General features: G+C 41.0%; 17 protein-coding genes. 6 read left to right on the top strand and 11 right to left on the bottom strand.

The window, feature by feature from the left end; genetic code table 11:
- Positions 1 to 10: 10 nt before the first annotated feature.
- Both ACWATR_RS23675 and ACWATR_RS23680 read right to left on the bottom strand, forming a co-directional pair.
- Positions 11 to 2,350, bottom strand: a complete 2,340-nt coding sequence (locus ACWATR_RS23675) for a heavy metal translocating P-type ATPase (RefSeq protein ID WP_460337824.1) — start codon at positions 2,348 to 2,350, stop codon at positions 11 to 13.
- A 92-nt stretch (positions 2,351 to 2,442) separates the two neighbouring features.
- Positions 2,443 to 2,637, bottom strand: a complete 195-nt coding sequence (locus ACWATR_RS23680; protein WP_460337827.1) for a heavy-metal-associated domain-containing protein — start codon at positions 2,635 to 2,637, stop codon at positions 2,443 to 2,445.
- A 597-nt stretch (positions 2,638 to 3,234) separates the two neighbouring features.
- On the opposite strand from ACWATR_RS23680, the gene ACWATR_RS23685 reads away from it, so the two are divergent.
- The 4 genes from ACWATR_RS23685 (at position 3,235) to ACWATR_RS23700 (ending at position 9,291) form a co-directional block, all read left to right on the top strand.
- Complete coding sequence (locus tag ACWATR_RS23685) at positions 3,235 to 4,740, top strand: RtcB family protein (protein ID WP_460337830.1); 1,506 nt, start codon at positions 3,235 to 3,237, stop codon at positions 4,738 to 4,740.
- A gap of 751 nt (positions 4,741 to 5,491) precedes the next feature.
- Positions 5,492 to 6,559: a glycosyltransferase family 4 protein gene (locus ACWATR_RS23690; protein ID WP_460337833.1), complete on the top strand. Its 1,068-nt coding sequence runs from the start codon at positions 5,492 to 5,494 to the stop codon at positions 6,557 to 6,559.
- Positions 6,560 to 6,802: 243 nt separating this feature from the next.
- Complete coding sequence (locus ACWATR_RS23695) at positions 6,803 to 7,573, top strand: WecB/TagA/CpsF family glycosyltransferase (protein WP_460337836.1); 771 nt, start codon at positions 6,803 to 6,805, stop codon at positions 7,571 to 7,573.
- 575 nt (positions 7,574 to 8,148) lie between these two features.
- On the top strand, positions 8,149 to 9,291 hold the full coding sequence (locus ACWATR_RS23700; RefSeq protein WP_460337839.1) for a BMP family ABC transporter substrate-binding protein: 1,143 nt from the start codon (positions 8,149 to 8,151) through the stop codon (positions 9,289 to 9,291).
- A gap of 213 nt (positions 9,292 to 9,504) precedes the next feature.
- On the opposite strand, the gene ACWATR_RS23705 is transcribed toward ACWATR_RS23700, so the two are convergent.
- Complete coding sequence (locus ACWATR_RS23705; protein ID WP_460337842.1) at positions 9,505 to 9,963, bottom strand: hypothetical protein; 459 nt, start codon at positions 9,961 to 9,963, stop codon at positions 9,505 to 9,507.
- Between the two features lie 492 nt (positions 9,964 to 10,455).
- Positions 10,456 to 12,648 carry a hybrid sensor histidine kinase/response regulator gene (locus ACWATR_RS23710; RefSeq protein ID WP_460337845.1) on the bottom strand — a complete coding sequence of 731 codons (2,193 nt, stop codon included), beginning with the start codon at positions 12,646 to 12,648 and terminating at the stop codon, positions 10,456 to 10,458.
- Between the two features lie 474 nt (positions 12,649 to 13,122).
- On the opposite strand from ACWATR_RS23710, the gene ACWATR_RS23715 reads away from it, so the two are divergent.
- On the top strand, positions 13,123 to 14,049 hold the full coding sequence (locus ACWATR_RS23715) for a cobalamin-binding protein (protein WP_460337848.1): 927 nt from the start codon (positions 13,123 to 13,125) through the stop codon (positions 14,047 to 14,049).
- A 405-nt stretch (positions 14,050 to 14,454) separates the two neighbouring features.
- On the opposite strand, the gene ACWATR_RS23720 is transcribed toward ACWATR_RS23715, so the two are convergent.
- From ACWATR_RS23720 to ACWATR_RS23735, 4 genes are all read right to left on the bottom strand, one after another.
- Positions 14,455 to 14,757 carry a TMEM165/GDT1 family protein gene (locus tag ACWATR_RS23720; protein ID WP_099100177.1) on the bottom strand — a complete coding sequence of 101 codons (303 nt, stop codon included), beginning with the start codon at positions 14,755 to 14,757 and terminating at the stop codon, positions 14,455 to 14,457.
- Between the two features lie 112 nt (positions 14,758 to 14,869).
- On the bottom strand, positions 14,870 to 15,292 hold the full coding sequence (locus ACWATR_RS23725) for a TMEM165/GDT1 family protein (RefSeq protein WP_460337851.1): 423 nt from the start codon (positions 15,290 to 15,292) through the stop codon (positions 14,870 to 14,872).
- A gap of 101 nt (positions 15,293 to 15,393) precedes the next feature.
- A complete protein-coding gene (locus ACWATR_RS23730) occupies positions 15,394 to 15,744 on the bottom strand; it encodes a YkgJ family cysteine cluster protein (RefSeq protein ID WP_460337855.1) in 351 nt (116 codons plus the stop codon).
- A 6-nt stretch (positions 15,745 to 15,750) separates the two neighbouring features.
- Positions 15,751 to 15,918 (bottom strand): hypothetical protein, encoded by a 168-nt coding sequence (locus ACWATR_RS23735; RefSeq protein ID WP_460337858.1) that lies wholly within the window; start codon positions 15,916 to 15,918, stop codon positions 15,751 to 15,753.
- A 192-nt stretch (positions 15,919 to 16,110) separates the two neighbouring features.
- On the opposite strand from ACWATR_RS23735, the gene psb30 reads away from it, so the two are divergent.
- Positions 16,111 to 16,254 carry a photosystem II reaction center protein Ycf12/Psb30 gene (gene psb30, locus ACWATR_RS23740; protein WP_435023345.1) on the top strand — a complete coding sequence of 48 codons (144 nt, stop codon included), beginning with the start codon at positions 16,111 to 16,113 and terminating at the stop codon, positions 16,252 to 16,254.
- A gap of 64 nt (positions 16,255 to 16,318) precedes the next feature.
- On the opposite strand, the gene ACWATR_RS23745 is transcribed toward psb30, so the two are convergent.
- From ACWATR_RS23745 to ACWATR_RS23755, 3 genes are all read right to left on the bottom strand, one after another.
- Positions 16,319 to 18,466 (bottom strand): single-stranded-DNA-specific exonuclease RecJ, encoded by a 2,148-nt coding sequence (locus tag ACWATR_RS23745; RefSeq protein ID WP_460337862.1) that lies wholly within the window; start codon positions 18,464 to 18,466, stop codon positions 16,319 to 16,321.
- A gap of 70 nt (positions 18,467 to 18,536) precedes the next feature.
- A complete protein-coding gene (locus ACWATR_RS23750; RefSeq protein WP_460337865.1) occupies positions 18,537 to 18,962 on the bottom strand; it encodes a hypothetical protein in 426 nt (141 codons plus the stop codon).
- A 128-nt stretch (positions 18,963 to 19,090) separates the two neighbouring features.
- Positions 19,091 to 21,118 carry an ABC transporter ATP-binding protein/permease gene (locus tag ACWATR_RS23755; protein ID WP_460337868.1) on the bottom strand — a complete coding sequence of 676 codons (2,028 nt, stop codon included), beginning with the start codon at positions 21,116 to 21,118 and terminating at the stop codon, positions 19,091 to 19,093.
- Positions 21,119 to 21,182 lie beyond the last annotated feature (64 nt).

Genomic DNA, 21,182 nt, shown 5'->3' on the forward strand with positions numbered 1-21,182 from the left:
TATCCTGCAATTATGAGCTAATTTTTGGTTGAAAGTTACGCAATCTCAGGGCATTGCTAACAACAGAAACCGAAGAAAGAGCCATCGCAGCGCCAGCGATAATAGGATTGAGTAACCAACCAAAGATAGGAAACAGAATTCCCGCCGCAATGGGAATACCAATAACGTTGTAAATAAAGGCAAAGAAGAGATTTTGCTTGATATTGTTGATGGTGGCGCGACTAAGTTGAATAGCTGTGACAATTCCTTGCAAATCGCCAGAAATTAGAGTGATATCGCTAGCTGCGATCGCAACATCTGTTCCCGTACCAATAGCAATTCCCACATCAGCCTGTGCTAGGGCTGGCGCATCATTTATCCCATCACCTACCATTGCGACAATTGAGTGCTGAGTTTTGAGTAAGAATTTATCAGAATTCTCTCCCCTTACTCCTCTGCTCCTTTGCTCCCCTGCCCCTCTGCCCCTCTGCTCCCCTTGCAGAGATTGGATAATTGCCGCTTTCTGATCTGGACGCACTTCGGCAAAGATTCGCTGGATGCCAACTTGCAGAGCGATCGCTTCGGCAGTTTTACGATTGTCTCCGGTGAGCATTACTACTTCTAAACCTAACTTCTGTAAGGCTTTCACCACTGCTGCTGATGAAGGTTTGAGGGCATCGGCAATACCCATTATTCCTTGTAATTCGCCATCTACAGCAATCAAAATGACTGTTTTACCAGCCGCTTCCCATGCATCTTGATACTGCTGGAGACTGATGGTGTTAATTCCAAGTTCTGTTAACCAGCGTTGTGTACCAATTTGCACAAGCTGATTTGCAACAACTGCTTGCACGCCACTACCTACATTAGCTGCAAAGTTCTCTGCCTCTGTTAAACTCACTTCTTGAGACTGGGCATATTTCACTACCGCTTCAGCTAAAGGATGCTCAGAATTTCGTTCCACCGTTGCTGCTAACTGTAAAAGGTTGATTTCATTACCATTAGCTGTGCCGTTGACAGTGACAAAGTCTGTAACCGTCGGTTTTCCCTGAGTCAAAGTGCCAGTTTTATCTAGAACGATCGTTTGAATTTTGTGTGCTAGTTCTAAGCTGTCAGCGCCTTTAATCAAAATGCCATTTTCTGCACCTTTGCCCGTCCCCACCATTACAGAAGTGGGGGTAGCTAAACCCAAAGCACAGGGACAAGCGATAATTAGTACACCTACCGTTGTCATTGTGGCTAGGGTGAGGTTGCCCGTGAAATTAAACCAAATGACGAAAGTGGCGATCGCGATCGCAATCACAACTGGTACAAACCATCCTGTCACCTGATCTGCCAAGCGCTGAATAGGTGCTTTAGAACCTTGTGCTTGTTGCACTAGTTTGACGATTTGAGCCAAAAACGTATCATTTCCAACTCGTGTCACCCGAAACTGAAAAGCACCCGCACCGTTAATCGTCGCCCCAATTACCTCATCTCCCGGCTGCTTTTTAACTGGCAAACTTTCACCAGTCACCATCGCTTCATCTACTGTCGAAGCACCTGTAATCACTTCGCCATCTAGGGGAATCTTTTCACCGGGACGCACCAAAATTACATCGTTAATTCTGACTTCGGCGATGGGAACATCAATTTCCACACCATCACGAATGACTCTGGCATCTTTGGCTTGCAGTCCGATGAGTTTACGGATGGCTTCAGAAGTTTGTCCCCTAGCACGATTTTCCAGTAACCGCCCCAACAAAATTAAGGTAATGACAATGGCGGCAACTTCATAATAAATATGAGGTATCAAGCCCTGAGCAATAAAAAATTTCGGGATAATGGTGACAAACAAAGAATATAGATACGCTGCACTTGTACCCAAAGCAATTAGCGTGTCCATCGTCGCCGTATGGCGCTTGAGAGATTTCCAGCCATTCCGGTAAAAAGATCCACCACACCAGAACACAACGGGTGTTGTCAGCACTAACTGTACCCAAGAATTTTGCAAGAAGCTTGGAATTAAGGGTAAGTTCAGCCCAGTCATCATCGGCAACGACCCCAAAAGTAGGAAAATGCTGATTAAACCTCCCACCATTACTTTGAAGAAGAGTTGGCGTTGTAATGCTTGCCTACTTGCTTTTTCTGCATCATCTTCTTCAGAAAGCAATTCTTCCTGGAGTGAGTAAGAAGAGTATCCCGCAGATGCGATCGCAGTTTGAATTTTCTCTAAATTTGCTAAAGAGCGATCGTACTTGATGGTAGCTTGTTCTGCTCCAAAGTTAACGTTGCAGTCTCTTACCCCAGGAACAGAGCGAATTGCCTTTTCGATGTTGTTGGCGCAAGCGGCGCAACTCATGCCTCGAAGTTTGAGTGTGAGAGTATCCATGTTGGGGATTGGGGATTGGGGACTGGGAATTGGGGATTGGGGATTGGGGATTAGGGATTGGTCATTCTACCAGTACCCAGTCCCCAGTCCCCTTAAGCAACTGGATAGCCAGCAGCGGCCAATACTTCCTTAATTGTTGTTTCTGATGCTTGAGTTTCTACACTGACAAGCTTGGTTGTTGGATCAGCCTGAACACTAGCATTAGCATCGACTGCCTGAAGTGCTTTGGTGATGGTGCTTGCACAAACAGAACAAGACATATTAGGTACTGTGAGTTGGAGAGTCATAGATTTACGGGATAAAATGAACAACCTAGCCAAACCAAGCTGGATGACTGAGGGACATCTGTCAACAGTCAGAAATAACTGGAAAGAGAGTCGCCTTGAATTTATCCTAGACTCTCTAGCCGGCTAGAGAGTCTAGAGATTTTTAAAAGTTTTTCGTTAAACTTCAAATTTCTTTACAAGTTTGGTTTAGCTGAGTAACTTATATCTTGCACCAGGCGACTAGAAGTCGCGGCTACACAGACAAAACCTGCGGAGGCAGGTTGAAAAGCCTTGATTTTGCGTTAGTCCGCGGACTTGTCTGCGAGGCGCTGTTCGCGTTCGTTTGTATAGCTACGATTTCTAATCGCTAGGGCTAGGTGCAAGATGTAAGGTAACCGTTGCCCATCAAAAATACAACGTACTACAAAACACTTGTCATCCGCTGAAAGTGTGTGTTATTAAGGCTATATAACCACATTAGTCAGAATTAACCTGTTGTTTTCTCAGAATTGTAGAGAAAACAACCCTCCGCACCACTTGAGACGCGGCTGCTGAACCCAAGTCTCCTCATTATCTTCACAACAAAGAGTCTTTTTTAAGACTCTATTTGGAGTTTTCATGCAGCCAAAAAATCTGAAACGTCTCTTGCGTGCTTTAGAGCGGCAAGGTTTAGATGTAACTTATAACAATTGCACTTATTCAGTTCGTCTAGTTAATTCTCCTGATGCCCCTGTAGCAGAAGTATTACTACCAGAAGATTTTCCCGTAGAAGCTAAGGCACTGAAGCAGTTAGCGAATTTAGCAAGCGTCCGCCACCCGTCAGGTGGATGTGTTTGTCGTGCCTGTGCCACGCCTGACTTTCACCCAGGTGATGCGGGTGTTGCCATTGGTTCAGTCGTAGAAACTGTAGGTCAAGTCATCCCTGGTGCTGTCGGTTCTGACATCAATTGTGGGATGCGCTTGCATGTTGCTGATTTGACAATCGACGAATTTCTGGCAAAGCGCGACCAATTTGTAGAACGTATGAAGGGGGATTACTTCTTCGGTACGCGTGACGTGACGATGACTGCTCACGCAATGCGATCGCTATTTCAGCATGGAGTTCCCGGTTGGCTGGATGTCATGCTAGATAAGCCTACGGGGAGTGTAGTCAAATCTGATTTGCAACAACTTGCCCAAGAGAGCGATCGCATCTTCTTAGGTGGTTCAATGGATGGTAACTGGAAACTGGCGCCTGAAGAATTAGTTCCCGATGCTGGACTAGTACGCGATGGCGGACTGGCAACTATTGGCGGTGGTAATCATTTTGTAGAAGTGCAACGGGTTGATAAAGTCGAAAATCGCACACTTGCCCACGCTTGGGGAGTGCGCGAAGGACAGCTAGCTTTTATGATTCACTCTGGTTCTCGAAACGTGGGTAAATATATTGGGGGAATGTGGCGAGATAAAGCTAAGGCCACTTGGCAAAAAGGTCTGAAATACCCTGAGTCTCAGATTTTTCCTCTCTCTACTTATTCTCACCCCGAATTAGTCGCCAGTTACCTACAAGCTGAAGCCACTGCTGCTAACTATGCCTTTGTCAATCGCCTGCTGTTGGCGGAATTACTACGTCTGCGTTTACGAGAAGTATACAAAGATGTGGAAGCACCTCTAGTTTATGACTTGCCGCATAACATCACCTTGCCACCACTTGAAGATGTAGAGACGTTGTATACAAAATCTTTCCAATCTAAAATCCAGAATCCAAAATCCAAAATTGAGAAGTGGATAACACGCAAAGGCGCTTGTCCCGCCCATTTAGGGCAACCAGTGATTATCCCAGGTTCAATGGGTGCTTATTCTTATCTGATGGTGGGTAGAGGCAATCCAGCATTTTGTAATTCGGCCTCACACGGGGCGGGAAGAATTCATTCTCGCTTCGACCTCAATCGCAGAGGTGCATCTGAAAGTGAGGCAGAACTGGGATTAACTGGGGTAGACTGCATCACCCTGCGTCAAGAACGCCGCATTGAAGAAGCACCCGCTGCTTACAAACCAATTCAGTCTGTGATTGATGTGCAGGTTGAGGCAGAAATGGTTGATGTTGTGGCACGGTTGAGTCCGGTGTTGACGTTTAAGGCGTAAGGGTTCCTACGCAGAAATGTAGAGACGCGAAATTCCACGTCTCTACTTTGGTTTTATTGGTAGACATCTCCAGAAATTAAATATGCGTTATCCAGAATTCTTGTAGAGAAGCAAAATTCCGCATAGCTACATTCCTTTTGGAGATGTCTACTTTACAGTTGAGAGACTTCCAAATAAAAAAATACTCAACTACTTCTTGTAGCGTGGGGACACGATCGCCCGTAGCCAAAAGCGGGGAAGACGCCATTAGTGTAAACTTACGCCCAAACCCCTGTCAAAAATAAGTAAAGTTCAGTTTTTCTTATATTGTCTTGGCTATCGACATGATACATGATATATTCTACGGGATTAAAAAGTTAAAGTTACTTAAGTAAACGTTTTAAATGTTTAAAAAGTCGCAAGCTATATACTCTAAACCCCCTCTTCAAACCTTTCCCCCACTCCTGAGAGGTCTTGAAACCCCCATCCCTTCAATAGTTACCAACTATACTTTTTAAACATCCTCTAACACTTACTATGGCAGGCAGGTTTTTGTTATGGAGGTAAATAATACTGCAAAAAATCACAAAAGTGCATATTTAAGGAATCTGTGAAGCCGCGATCGCGCCCAATAGAGTAAGTACAATTAGCTCTAGCAATGCTTTTAGTAGAGTCTAGTTCACAATATAAGCTATCTATCTATAATAAATCTTTAATTATAGCTTATATATACAGCAGCATACTGAATTTAAAAAATAGATTAATAGCAATTATGAGTCCCATGAAAATTACTATGTTAGGCGAAAGCTTAGACCGCCAAGGTGGAATAGTTTCTGTGGAAAAACTCATTCTTGAAAAAACTACATCTGATATTCAAATTACACATATTACTACTTTACCGAATGGTTCTACTGTCCATAAGGTGTTAGTGTTTTTGCAAGCAATAGCTAAGTTATTTTGGAACTTATTAAACCAAAAAACTGACCTAATTCACATTCATGTTTCTGATAGAGGTAGTGCTTTTCGTCACTCAATTACTACTATTGTTGGTTGGCTATTTCAAAAACCAGTAATTATTCATACTCATAGTGCTGATTTTCATTTGTTTTACTCTAAACTTCCTCAATTGCTTAAGCAGTGGCTCAGTTGGTCATTTCGTAAATCTACCCATTTTATTGTTTTATCAGATAGCTGGAAAAAATTCTATATTGAAAACCTTGGTTTGAAATCAGAGCAAGTTATAATTCTCCCTAACCCAGTAAAAATTCCCGCACAAATTCCACAAAGAATAGATTCCAAGCAGATATTTTTCTTATTTTTAGGGCGCATTGGTGAGCGCAAAGGTGCATTTGATTTAATTAAGGCATTTGCTTCTATACCTGCTGCTCAACAAAGCCGAGCAAAGTTAGTTATGGCGGGGGATGGAGATGTAGAAAAAGCTCGCAGTTTGATTCCAACTCTAAATCTTATTGACCACATCACTATTCTTGACTGGGTAGATCAAGAAAAACGCGACGAGCTTTTAACTGAAGCTAATGTATTTGTGTTGCCTTCTTACAATGAAGGTCTGCCTATGGCACTACTAGAAGCAATGAGTTGGGGTTTGGCAGTTATCACTACCGCAGTAGGAGGAATACCCGAAATAGTTACTCAAGACCAGAATGGTTTATTAGTTAATCCGGGGGATATTCAACAATTATCGGAAGCAATGCAATCCTTAATTACAGATGAAAATCTGAGAATATCTCTGGGAAATAATGCACGACTCAGCGTTAAACATTTGGATATAAAGGATTATTTTGTATCTTTGAAATGCATTTATGAAGCAGTTATAGATTGAGAGCATTCTTGATATAAAGATAGGCAGTTTTTTTAGTTATATAGTTACCCTTATAGTTAAGGGATTTATGCAGTCTATTAAATACTGAACTTAAAAACTAAGCAATTCATCCTCTAGAAGGAAAGCAGGTATTAAAAAGTATGAAATTAATATTCTTAACAATTAAGGGAATGCTCAAGTCACTAGTTTTATTGTTCATCTCTTTTTCGATTTAGTGTGTTCGCTAATAAATGAGGTTCAGAAATGAAAACTTTTCCTGAAGTGAAATTACTTGACACAAGATTCCATAAAGTTAAAGTACAAGAATTAATAGATTATTTAATAGAAGCAGCAAAAAGTAAAAAAAAGACAATTGTAGAACATGTGAATATCAAAGCTATGAATTTAGCATACGAAAAGTATTGGTATCGAGATTTTTTGAATAAGGCTGATTTAGTGTTTTGTGACGGATTTGGTGTATTACTAGGAGCTAGATTAAACGGTTATTCAGTGCAATCTGCACATCGCATGACAGCACCAGATTACATAGAAGATTTAGTATTAAAATGTGAGAGAGAAAACCTTTCTTTATTTTTGTTAGCTGGAAAACCCGGCGTAGTCGATAAAGCAATTACTAAGTTAGTAGCAATTGCGCCTAATTTGCGTATACACGGACATCATGGTTATTTTGATAAATCAGGAAAAGAGAATAATTTGGTAATAGACAAAATTAATAAATTTAAACCAGATATTTTATATATTGGTTTTGGTATGCCGTTACAGGAACGCTGGATTTTAGATAACTTCAATAAAATTGAAACTACTGTATTTTTACCTTTAGGTGCTTGTCTAGATTTTTATACTGACTCTATATACCGCGGTCCACGTTGGTTAACTGATAATGGACTTGAGTGGTTAACACGCTTAATTACGGAACCTACCCGTCTCTGGGATCGTTATATTGTAGGCATTCCATTATTTTTTTATCGTGTACTTAAACAGCGAATTACTCAAGCAATGCTCACAAATCGCTGAGTAAAATTTTTCGGTTTTTCAGTATTAACTATAAGACTACTATTTTGTTTTTCAAAAGATACGTAGTGGTGTGACACAGCTAAAATAGTGCATTAGCTTTGCCACGCCACATCAAATTTTGTTCGAAAAGAAAAGAGGAATTCTATATGCTAAATTAATAGCTGAAATTCTATGTTAAGGCTAATAATAATATAGTTTATGATGAATATCAATAAGTTTGATTTTTTACCTTTCCATTAAATTTTTGGCATATTACTGAAGAACCATTTTTTCTAAAATTAACTGATCGCGTCGCTAACGCTTCACTATCTAGCGTCGTATGTTTCGGTGGTTACCCAATCCCCAATTCCTTTTACAAAGCTGGCTTCAAATATACGTTTTGTGAAAAATTTTTGCTGCTTGTATAAATTTAAGCATTATTTGTCTTCTTTCTTAAGTAAATTGATAGCAAAAGTAAAAGCTAAAATTAAACTAAACTTAAATAAGTAGCCAATTTAAGCCGTGTCTGGTGCTAATAGCCATCAAAAAAACCTTTTTACCCATTTATTTACACAGGTAAATCCAATCAATAGAATATGGATCGTCGGAATTTTCTAAAGTATGTCACTTTAGCAGGATCTAGCTTTGCCTTAACTAGTTGTTTTCAAGGTAGAAATTCCAATTTACAGCCGGATGTGTCCCTCTCAGTGTCACCTATGGCGGTAAATGAACCTCTGAAGGTGGGATTTGTTTATATGGGCCCTGTAGGTGATTTTGGTTGGACTTATGCCCATGATTTGGGTCGCAGAGACATGGAAGCCAATCTCCAAGATAAGGTAAAAACTACCTTTGTCGAAAATGTCAACGAAGGCGCAGACGCTGAAAGGGTGATTCGCCAACTAGCATTAGATGGTAATAAGTTGATTTTTACAACTTCCTTTGGCTACATGAACCCAACAATTAAAGTTGCCAAGGACTTTGGTGATGTTATCTTTGAACACTGTACAGGATACAAGCGTGCTGCTAATGTTGGTACTTATTTGGGACGCTTTGAAGAACCGCGTTATTTAACCGGTATGATTGCTGGCAAGATGACAAAATCAAATGTAGTTGGTTTTATTGGCGCATACCCAATTCCAGAAGTAATTCGAGGAATCAGTGCATTCACTCAAGGAGTGCGGCTAACAAATCCCCAAGCAAAAGTTAAGGTACTTTGGGTACAAAGTTGGTACGATCCAACTAAAGAAAGAGAAGCTGCTCAAGCTTTGGTCAATTTAGGTGCGGATGTACTAACACAGCATACCGACTCTGGTGCAGTTGTCCAATTTGCTGAGGAAAAAGATATTTATGCTTTTGGCTACAACACTGATATGAGTAAGTTTGGTCAAAAAGCTCACCTGACATCACCTATTAACAAATGGGGCAAATTCTATACAGATAAAGCCTTGGCTGTAATGAGTAACACTTGGAAGCCTCAAGATGTTTGGGATGGTATTGGTGAAGGGATGGTGGATATTTCCCCGATGAATCAGGCGATTCCATCTGATGTGCAACAACTGGTGAATGCGAAGCGTGATGAGTTTATTCAGGGTACTGCACATCCTTTTGATGGCCCGGTGAAAGATCAAAAAGGGATGGTGCGAGTGCCAAAGGGTAAGGTGTTGGATGATCGGGGACAACTGGCGATGGATTGGTATGTTGAGGGAATCGAAGGGTCAATTCCCAAAGCCAAATCCTAGCACTGCTCAAAAATACACAATACTAGGGTTTCTCTTTATTAATTTTTTAATTTAGTTATATAGCGGTTCCCGCTTGAGTGAGGTACATTCCAGTGCGATACACAATTGGAGCATCTGGCATTGTCCACAGCCTAAGTCTGACGCTTTTGAAGGTGACTTACTCCTGCCTCTTTCCTCCTGAATGATGTTGTTAAATTAGGAGCAGCTGAGTTATCAACTAAAAACTTTCTTCAAATTTTCCGGCTGTGTTACCGCCAAATATTGAGCCGACATTTCCGGTGTGATTAGTTCTATCATGACTTTGTTTTCTAACCAGAACTCAATAACATCAAAAAAAGAGTCGCGGTTACAACGTAATACTTTCCAACCTTCCCGTTCGCCAATCAACTCAATTTTTTCCTGACTAGAAGAAACCGAGACTGCTGCATGAGTCGCTGTGAACCCAGAAGGAGTAACATTTTCTGTAAATATACACTGCTTATCTCCTTCACCAGGTATTAGCTGAGTTTCTAATGGATAAACTTCAATTCCTGTTCCATGTTCGTCAAGGGGAAAAACCATATAGCTACCTGGGTGAGGGAAAAAGGGAAAAGCCTGCCCATTCAATACTTCAGCCAGAACTTGGGCAACGTGCAGGGGATTTTGAACAGAAATTGATATGTGATGAATCATACTTAATTACCCCTTACCCCATAATCATGATGGGGTTTCTAAATTTTTTGTTTTGTGGAGTGCTTATCTTCCACGAGAGCTTGATCACTTTTCACCCCATTTCTATTGATTTATGCAAAGAGTAAAATAAATTTTATTGAAAGCGGCAGGAAACTTCATCCCCGGACTTCATGCCGCTTCTTTGCGAGAGGCTGCGCCAACACCAATCACAGCTACGTAGACTAAGGTGCTATAAATTACATAATACATAATTGATGCTTGTATTACTCTGAAAGATTTTAAAAATGAAATGATGAAAGTAATGTGTAGAATATTGGCTAAAAAAATCGACTTTTTCATCAAAACAATTAGCTCTAACCGACTCAGAAACACTTGATGAGAATAAGCTATTATTCTCTATGTGACAATGAGAAAATTTTTTCAGAGTCAGAGTAAAAATATATTATATGTTTTTTCACTAATTGGTCATAAAAACACATTTTTTATAACCAATTAGCTCAAATATCTAATTAGTATTGACTCTAGTTGGACTATCCGAATTGGCTTAACTAGGTAGTCATTCGCATTCCCTGGTAGCTTGCTAATTTCCTCTTCTAAAGGTTCGCTAATGGTCATCATTACAATTGGCAAATCTTCCCAAGAAGACTCTTGTCTAAGGATATTCAGCAAATTCAATATGCGAACATCCTCTACTAACTGGAAATCAAAAAAAACTAAATCTGCTTGGAGGTTCTGCACCTGTTTCAAAAAGTCGTTTCTATTATCTATCCACTTGACTTGGTAGCCAATTGTGTGGAGATAATCTTGCAGCACTGTGGCAGTATTTTCTTCTTCTTCCACAAGCAAAATGGTTTTATTTGTGGGGATGATTGGGGAAGAGGAAGACAAGGAGGACAAGGTAAAATTTGCCCCCTCATCTCTCGGATGCACTGGATTTGGTAGAAACAGAGTGAACTGACTACCTTTTCCCAAAGTCGATGTTACGGTAACATCTCCACCATGCAAACGCGCTAATTTGCGCGTTAAAGCTAAACCCAGTCCAGTGCCTTCATACTGCCGATTTAGCTGACTGTCAAGCTGTTTAAACGGTTCAAATAGAAATTGAAAATGATTTGAGTCTATGCCAATTCCAGTATCTGAAACTGTAAATGTTATCCCTTGCGGTGCTTTTTTGACTACCAGTGATACCTGACCGACTGAGGTGAATTTAATAGCATTAGTGAGCAGGTTGAGTAGCATTTGCTTGATGTGCCGCTCATCAGCAATACAAATATCCGCTTCTAGGTGAATTTCATGTGTGAGTTGCAATCCCTTTTCTAAGGCGCGATCGCGAACTGTCCATATGACATAATTACACAAATCTGACACTGGCAAAGGTGACAGTAACAGTTCCTCTTTGCCGGCTTCTACCTTCGATAGGTCAAGGATATCGTTAATTAATGCCAGCAGATGTTCACCACTACTATATATACAACTTACATATTCGTTCTGCTTTTCATTGAGAGAGCCAACTATTTCTTGTTGCAGTAACTGTGACAAACCCATAATCGCATTTAGAGGCGTCCGCAACTCATGGCTCATGGTTGCTAAAAATTCACTTTTTGCCCGACTGGCGGCTTCTGCTGCTTCTTGGGAGGCACGCAGTTTCAACTCTGTTTGCTTACGTTCAGTAATGTCCTCAATCATCGCTAAAAAAAACTCAGGTTCACCATTGCTGCCTGGTATAACAGAAACTGAGATATGAGTCCAAACTAAGCTACCATTTTGATGCCGGCAGCGTCTTTCCATCTCAATCCGATGTCTTTCAACAAGCTGTTCCTGATGTTTGGAGGGTTGTAAGTTATCTCTCGAAGTTGTCTTTAAGTCTGTGCGAATTCCTGACATCAGTTGCTTGTAAAGTTTTAAATCCCCCCTTTCTGTGGAAATGTAATCTGTAAACCGCTTGCCGTATAAATCTTCTCGGCTGTATCCTAAAATCTCGCACAGCGCCAGATTAGTATCGACTATCTGCGCTTTCATATCTATAAGTCCAATGCCGATAGAGGAACGCTCAAAAATCGCCCGAAATTGCGCCTCACTTTGTCGTAGTGCTTCCTGCACCAAGTTTCGCTCACTCGCTTCTATAGCCATCGTCACGAAATCTGCAATCGAGCCAGCAAAAGTCTCTTCCTCCAAAGTCCATTGGCGACTTTCGCCTATGTGTTCGTGACACACTACGCCTACCAAACGACCCTCTAGCCAAATCGGTGCATCCAGTAAAGATGTGATGCCCAAAACGGAAAGATAAGACTCGGATAATTCTTGGGTTCTTGTATCATTTCTGGCATCATGTGCGGCAATGGTACGTTCCTCTTCTAAAGCCTGGAAATAAGCAGGACAATTTGTTTTTAAAAGCCAGTTACCAAAGGTATGCTCTTTAGTCCTTACATCATATAAATCAATGCATTCAATTTTTGAACGTTCTTCATTATATAACCATACCCCAACTCGCTCCACCAAGAGTGTCCGAGCAGCAGTTTCTGTGATTTCCCTCAAAACCGCATTGAGATTACCTTCCTGAAATGTCTTGCTTCTTGCCAGTTCCACCAGAGACTGGCTTTGTTTTCGCCGACTATTTTCTCTGATTCGGAAAGCCTCTTGGGCCTGGTTGTGCTCTGTAATATTTCTAGCTGACACCACCTGCATTAGTTGCCCTCAAGAAGAAATAATTTTGCCTTGCAGTTCTACGGAAAACTAGAACTTTCTTTGTATAACTACAATTACTTGATATGGTTTTTCATAACCGGAAAGTATAATTTTTCTAATCAAATTTTATGATTGTGGATAATGAGTTACAAACTAGATTTGGCTAGTCGCTTCTATTACTTCATATCAGTGGTTTTTGCTAGGGGGTAATTAACATTTTTAAGGATTACATTATTAAGTGATTCTACTGTTAAACAGTATAATTAGTAATAAAATTTTGAATTTGGCACTGGGTCATAGGGATTGAATTTTAGAAAAACTCTTCCCTATCCCCAGTGCTTAGTCCTAGTCCCTAGTTCAATTTATTGCTTAGTGCTTACTATCAAAGCACCCTTGATTCTCCTAGAGAAAGATGCCTAAAGACTTAAATTTTGCAAGAATTGAAGCAATGGCAGCTTTTGTGGAGGTGGAGCGATGACGGATAGTAATGTGAGAATTGTTTCCCTGATTCCCGGTGGAACGGAGATTTTAGCGACACTAGGTTTGGTTAATGCTATTGTGGGGCGATCGCACGAATGCGACTACCCTCCAGAAATCCACAATCGCCCGATTTGTACCCAAGCACGCTTAAATTCCAATGCCTCCAGCAGCCAAATTCACGACGATGTGAATAATTTATTGCAATCGGCTCTCAGTATTTATGAAATCAAAACAGATGTTTTAGAGAAATTGCAGCCTACCCACATTCTCACTCAAGACCAGTGTGATGTTTGTGCTGTCAGCTTACACGAAGTGGAAAAAGCAGTTGCTACACTCATTGACAGTAAACCTCAGATTATTTCTTTACAACCCAATATTCTCAAAGATATTTGGACTGACATTGAGCGAGTCGGCAACACCTTTGACGTAGACTCGGTAAAAATCTTAGAAAATTTAGAAGCTCGTGTCAAAATTTGTCAGCAAAGACTCCAAGGACTTTCTTTAGATGAACTGCCTACTGTCGCCTGTATCGAGTGGACTGATCCTTTGATGGTTGCCGCTAATTGGATTCCTGAATTAGTTAATTTAGCAGGAGGACAGTCTTTATTTTGCGCTACAGGTCAGCCTTCTCCGATCCTGCGGTGGGAAACACTATTAACAACTAATCCCGATGTAATTGTTTTTATGCCTTGTGGCTTTGATTTAAATCGCACTCGCAAAGAAGCCAATTTATTAACTCAACGTCCAGAGTGGGAAAAACTACATGCTACTAAGGCTGGTAGAGTTTACATTACTGACGGCAATTCTTACTTCAATCGTCCAGGGCCTCGACTGGTGGATTCTCTAGAAATTTTGGCAGAAATTTTGCATCCAGAAATTTTTCAATACGGCTACAAAGGAACCGCTTGGGAACGTTTGTAAAGAAACGTGAGTTCGACAAGTCTTATTTGACCTCTCCCCCAACCCCTCTCCGTCTCGGAGAGGGGAGCAAAAAGCTGAATTTTTCGTTGCTCCTCCCTTTACGTTTCCCAGAGGCAGGCTGGGAGGGAGAGGTTCATCGAACTCACGTTAAAGAAGAATTCGAGTGGTTTCAAGCCTTGGCGGGTTCCAATACCCACAAGGAGTAATTCCAATACTACTCGGGTTTTGCATTTTGAACCCAAAGTTTGGTTTTGGGAAAGGGTTACTGGATTTGGGTTAAAGGTTTTTAATTTCCCTTTCCCCCCGCCCCTTATCCCCAGAGGGGGCCCACCTTCCCCTTTCCCCCTTAACCGACAAGTATTGGGAGTAATTCTGATTCCTGGATTCTGAATTCTGAATTCTTTTTTAAGGTGTTTGTTCTGAATCTGCTGATGGTTCATTGTTAAATAACAGCAGGCGTGCAGCGAGAATGGCAAATCCTACAGCTGCGATCGCTTTTAACACACGCGTAGGTAACAATTCGGCTACTGCACCCCCAGCCAAAGATCCCAACAGACTTGTCAACAGCAATGCGCCTGCTGCACCAAAAAATACTGCACGGGGAGAATTAGAACGTCCTGAAAGTGCGATCGCCGCTAGCTGACTTTTGTCACCCAATTCTGATAAAAAAACTGTAATAAAACTCAGTCCTAAAAGATGCCAATCCATATTATTTAGGGGAATGGGGAATGGGGAATGGGGAATGGGGAATGGGGAATGGGGAATGGGGAATGGGGAATGGGGAAGAGTTTTGTAATACCCAATGACTAATGACAAATGACTAATGACCAACCAATACATCCCAAAACAGCATTAGCGAAATCATCAATAACATCACGCCTGCTGATTTTTCTACAGTTTTTGGGCTGAGTCGCCTGGCTATCCAACTACCTAAAAGCACACCTAATAAGCTGGTGGTTATCAGCGCCGCCGCAGATCCGATAAATACCACCCACGGCGAATGAGATTCTGCACTCATTAAGAGGGTGGATAGCTGAGTTTTATCTCCAATTTCTGCTAGAAAAATGGTTACAAAAGTTGTACCAAAAACTACTAGTGCTGATTGCTGCTTTTGAGGACTATCGGCAACTACAGGTTGAACGATCGCAGGAGTCAAGTTCAAATCAGTGCTGTCTTTTAGTTCTAGCTCGATCTCAGTCTGAGATATGCCAGAAATCTCCAAAGGTGCAGAGTCAAGTTTCACAGGCAGTAGTTTTGTTTCTAGGTTGCTTTCATATTTCTATCATATTCTCAGATTGTTGTAATAAATTGCAACTACATACAAAAAAAAGGAGGGTGGAAGTGTCAAAGTCCAACAGCTTTGTCGAAGCGTAGTATTTCTAAACTGCGATCGCCATAAACCCCTTCTATCTGCTGGCGACAGCAGTCAATGGCAAAATCGTTAACTTCTTCTGGTTCAACTCCATACATATCTTGAAACACTTCTGTTTCCACGCGGCAGAAGCGAGGACGATTGGCGTAGATGCGACATTCTCGCGTGGTATGGTCGAAATTAACGCACCATCCCCCTTCGCCTACCATGCTGAGGTAGAGTTCTAGTTCTGGTGGTGAGAGATAGTCTTCCAAATCTGGACGCTCTGCTGGATCAAGATTACAACAGGCTCCACATTGCTTTACACATTGCCAATTTGACATTTTTGATTAGGGATTGGGGATTTGGGACTGGGGACTGGGGATTGGGGATTGGGGATTGGGGATTGCGAACCAATACGGTTCGGTTAAGGTTTTTTGATGAAAATTCGAGATCACAAAGACGCGATAAATCGCCATCAAAACGAAAGACTGATTATTGTAGAGACGGCGATTCATCGCGTCTCTTGCCTTAATCGAACTAGTCCCCCAGTCCCCAGTCCCCAATCCCCTATTTTACGTTTTTATGTCTTTTCTTATAATTTTGTTAAGTAAATTAAATCTAATAGGCCATAGCCAGATATGATCAATTGCGGGTTTTGTAATTAAGTTATTGAATTTTTTAAAACAATTAAGAGGAGAAAAGGAAAAATGTTTGACGCTGTGTCTGACTTGTTTAACGCTTTTCTAAGTATCAATTGGGAAGTTATTTTCCAATTGCTGTCCGTGGCGCTAATTGTGATTGCTGGTCCAGCAGTAATCTTTGTGCTGGCATTTCGCAACGGCAACCTATAAGAGTGCTGAGTAGTGAGTGCTGAGTGCTGAGTAGAAGAAAATTTTGGAATTTAAAACTCATAACTCATGAATCAGCACTCAATACTGATAACGCCTGAAGGGCAGCTTGGATAATATTGTCATACTGTGGTTGAGAAATATCAACTTCTTTGGCGTTTTGCCGATTAGTGCCTAGCAAACCTATTGTATGTCCTGGTTGCATAGCTAAAACTTTACCTTCAGAATTTTTAATTCTTAATTCTGCTTCAATACCGTTTTTATAGAAACCACACGTATACTGTCGCTGATTGTACTCAAAGGTAGTGCTTGATGTGGTAGGTGGCGAAACAAAAAATTGTTGAAGCTGAATTGGCAGTCTGACACCGATTAACTCTAGCTCGATGGTGGTGTTACCGTTAAAGTAATTTTCTCGCAGTTTGTAAGCGACATCCACTCGCGATGGTAGGTGGAAATAGTCGCCCCAACGCCAGGCGATCGCTTTAATTCTGTACTCTTGATTATCAATAGTTTGGGCAATTGTCAGTTTGATGTGACCCTTACCAACGATTTTTTGCTCAACTACTTGGACATTAGGTGTCCAGAAAACTGGATCGGGGTTTTCCATACCGCAGGGGTGTAGGGCATTAAGCTGTTGATAAAGTTGCTGATTGATGTGATTGAGGTTGACTTCGGCATCAATTTTGAGCAGAGGCTTGAGATGCTGGGGTTCAAGACACTGGTTAGCAAACTCAATCAAACGCGATCGCAACATCTGTAAATTCTCTGCTGGTAGAGAGAATCCCCCGGCTGCTTTGTGTCCACCAAATTTGCCTAGTAAATCGTGACAATATTCCAAAGCTTCAAATACATGGAACTCTGGAATTGAGCGTGCTGAACCGCGTATATGTCCCTCATCCTCATAAGTACCGATGAACACGGGAACGCCGTAGCGTTCTACTAAACGGGAGGCGACAATCCCAATAACGCCATGATGCCAATTGGGTTGAACAACAATTAATACACGGTCTTTTTGTAGAGATGCAACAAATTCTGCTTCTACATAAGCGATCGCTTCTTGTTCAATTTGCTGACACATTTCCTGGCGAGAAGCATTTATTTGTTCGCACTGCATTGCTCTTTCCAGCGCCACCCCCATATCATCTGTAGTCAGCAATTCAATCACAGTCTGAGGATTACCAATCCGACCAATAGCATTAATTCGCGGCCCCAGGCGAAACCCGATATCTTCAGGCTTGAGCGATTTTGGATTTTGGATTTTGGATTTTGGATTGGGAATTTTCTCCTCTGCTCCCCTGCTCCCCTGCTCCCCTGCTCCCCCTGCTCCCCCTGCTCCCCCTGCTCCCTCATCCCTCGCCTGCACTCCACCTACCTGAATTAACGCCTGTATCCCAGCTAAGTTGGATTTGGGTAAATGCTGTAAACCGCGTTTCACCCAACGGCGATTTACGCCAGTTAAGGGGGCTAAATCTGCGATCGTTCCCAGTGTAAACAGCGCTAGCATCGGCTGAATCAAGCCTTTAGTCTCCCCTAGCTGTTGCGCTAGAGACACTGCCAAAATATACGCAACACCAACACCAGCAACACCCCGATAAGGTGAGGATTCTGCTATTAGTTTGGGATTGAGAATAGCGTTAGCTGGTGGTAATTTTTGGGGGATATCATGGTGATCGGTGATAATCACTGCAAGACCAAGTTCTCTAGCTCTCGCAACTGGTTCAAACGCAGAGATGCCATTATCTACAGTCAGAATTAATCCTACACCTTCGCTGTGGAATTCTTCAACTATGCGTTTATTGATACCGTAACCTTCGTGCATCCGGCTGGGGATAGCATAATCTACTTGTGCGCCTAAAGTGCGGAGACTACGCAAAAGTAGAGCAGTGCTGGTCATTCCATCAGCATCGTAGTCACCACAAATCGCAATTTTTGTTTGAGAAGCGATCGCATTTTGCAACAACTCCAAACTAATCGCCAAATCTGGAAAATCTTCTAACGGTGAAGGCAAAACTAAAGACTCTGGATTTAAAAATGCTTGTACCTGTTCTGGTGTTTCCATACCCCGATTAATCAACAACTGGCTGATAATCGGTGAAATATTTGTCAAAACAGCCAGATTTTGGGCAAATTCTGGTTTTTGTGGATAAATTTGCCAGCGCTGATCAGGTAAGCGTCTGCGAGGTTTGGATACTTCAGATACAGCTCGGTCTAGCACAATAAAAGTTAGGAGTTTTCAGTTATGAGTAGTTGTTTCTTAACTCATAACTAATAACACTATTTGCGAGCTAAAACACGTTTATCTTACCATCATCCATAATATACAACGAGCGATCGCCTGGAGAGCGCCAAGTTGGACGGAGTTCTAGCCGCAATGTGCCAAAGTTAGGTTTCGAGACAATTGCTTGTAGTGATAAACCTGTTTCGCTCCAAAATATCAAAGATGTATTTGGTTCTGTACCCTCTATTTGTTCTAGATTTAATTTCTGTCCTGGACTCAAAGAAATTGCACCAGTCCCGGAGGGCTTTTGGATTTTAATCAGGTTGGGTGTACTATTTACGACTTCAACTCGGATGTGTTGCCCAGGTGTAAACTGAATTGGGCGAGAACCACACTTAGAAGCACAAGTTCCAGCAAAGGTATAGCTGGGGTTATTGATTGCTGCAACTACAATGGTAGCTGCGACTAAAGCAAATGATAGAGGTCTAAACATAATACATAGTACAAACACTGTACTGAAATATTACTTTAATCAATCCCATCAAACCTCAGTATATTTTCCAGAATTACTATTGGTAATTCCCAGTATTTATGTACAGTGGTATTCAAGTAGGTGAGGCTTTATGTAATCGGTAGTTTTACCCATTTCAATACTTTGGGATCTTTATCATAGCGATAGGTAGTGCCGTCTCTATTAGTGATAGTTTCCCCTTTGCTTGCCTTACTTCTAATAGTAGTAACGGAATAGTAGGTTAATTCGTTCATTTCTTTATGAGATAACCCTTCGACTATGCTTGTTTCTGATTGAATTAGAGATTTATCTTGAGACGAATCATCTATTTTTATTTGAGTATTTGTGGAAGGAATAGTGACAATTGCTTTTTGAGTTCGATAATCCTGCACAGTCAAAAGTTGCCAGCTAGAATCTTGTGAAAGTTCTAAAACCCATTGATGGTAATTAAATAGACTTTCTCGATGTCCAACACTAATAAATGTTGTTTTTGTCGCTTGTAATTGTTGATATAAACTTCCTTCATTTTTTAAATCTAAAGCACTTGTTGCTTCATCCAATATAGTAAAGCTAGGATGAGTAATTAACAGTCGTGCGAAAGCAAGACGTTGTTGTTCTCCTATCGATAATATATTTTCCCAAGGAACTTCTGTATCAAAGCCATCGACTCGACTCAGTAAGTTTTGTAGGTTAACTTGTTGCAAAACTTCTTTGAGTTCTGCGTCGGTCATTTGACGACTGGTATTAGGATAGAGCAATTGTTCGCGCAAAGTTCCCAAAATTATATATGGGCGTTGGGGTAAGAATAATACTTCTTTTAAAGGAGGTCGCACCAAACGACCAGTTCCCGCATTCCACAAACCAGCGATCGCTCTCAATAGAGAACTTTTACCTCGACCACTGGGGCCGACAATCAATAAACCTTCTCCCGGTTGAACAGACAACGATAAATCTTCAACGATTACCTGTTCATAGTTGGGCGTTTGTAAGGTGACATTTTCAAAAGCAAGATGGTTTTCTTCTATTGTTTTAATAGTACTAATATTTTCGGGTTGCTTAGTTACTTCTTCTAAAGCATCTGAAAATTCAGATAAACGCTCAACATAGCTAGAAAATCTTCCCGAAGTTCCAAATTCACTAATTAAATCTGCCATAGCGTTAGCAAACAAACCAGTAGCTAAACTGGCTTGGCCAACTTGTCCGAAATCAATTTCACCATTAATATATAATGGCCCAAGTACTAGAAACGGAAATATTTGGATAATAGCCTGATATCCTCTGTTAAAAATTTCCTTACCTCTCTCCCAATTAATCTTGCGTTCAGCATTTTTTAGGAGATTACTGAATCGGCGCTGAATTATATTTGATTCTTGCTTTTCTCCTTGAAAAAAAGCGATCGATTCAGCGTGATTACGAACATGAGTTAGGGAATAACTATATTCAGCTTTAAGTTCAAGTTCCTCTTGATTAATCTTATTCAATTCTTGAGTAAAATAAATAGCAATCAAATTTCCTATGACCGTATAAACAAGCATAACAATAGCGATCTGTTGGGAAATTGACCAAACAATTACTAAAAAAGCCGTCATTTCCAACACTTTTTCTAAGAAAGTAGCTGAAAACGAGAGAGCATTACTGGTAACGGGTTCAATTTCTTGAGCTATACGTTGATCTGGGTTATCAACATCAGATTTAAAATTGATTCTATAATAAGCACGCTTACTCAAATATTTTGATAGTGTGCGATCATTTAACCATTTGTACCAATCAAGAGCAATTTTTTTTCTGACAAATTTAGAAAATCCTACCAAGAAGGTTACGCAGATCAGGCTAACGCCGTAAATTGACAAGGTTTGAGTAAACTTAGTAATATCTTTCTCTTCAATAATGACATTGACTAGATAGTTACTAATGAAGGTATTGAAGGCAGCTACGCCCACGAGCGCGATTATTAATAATATCAAGAGAATGAGCATTCCCCATGCGCGAATCACATCTGAAAATGCTCTATCTCCTGGCTCTGTTGGATACCAATAAGGCCCTGCGATCGCTCTAACATTCTCCCAAAATCGATTAAAAGCCGATAATGGAGAAGTAGTATCTTTTAAGGTTTGATTGCGAAGAACTTGAGCTTGCATATTTTATAATAAGTACGTCGAAAATTTTCTATGACTGTATAACTGAAGTAAAGGCAAATATAGC

Source organism: Nostoc sp. UIC 10890 (genome assembly GCF_054786515.1).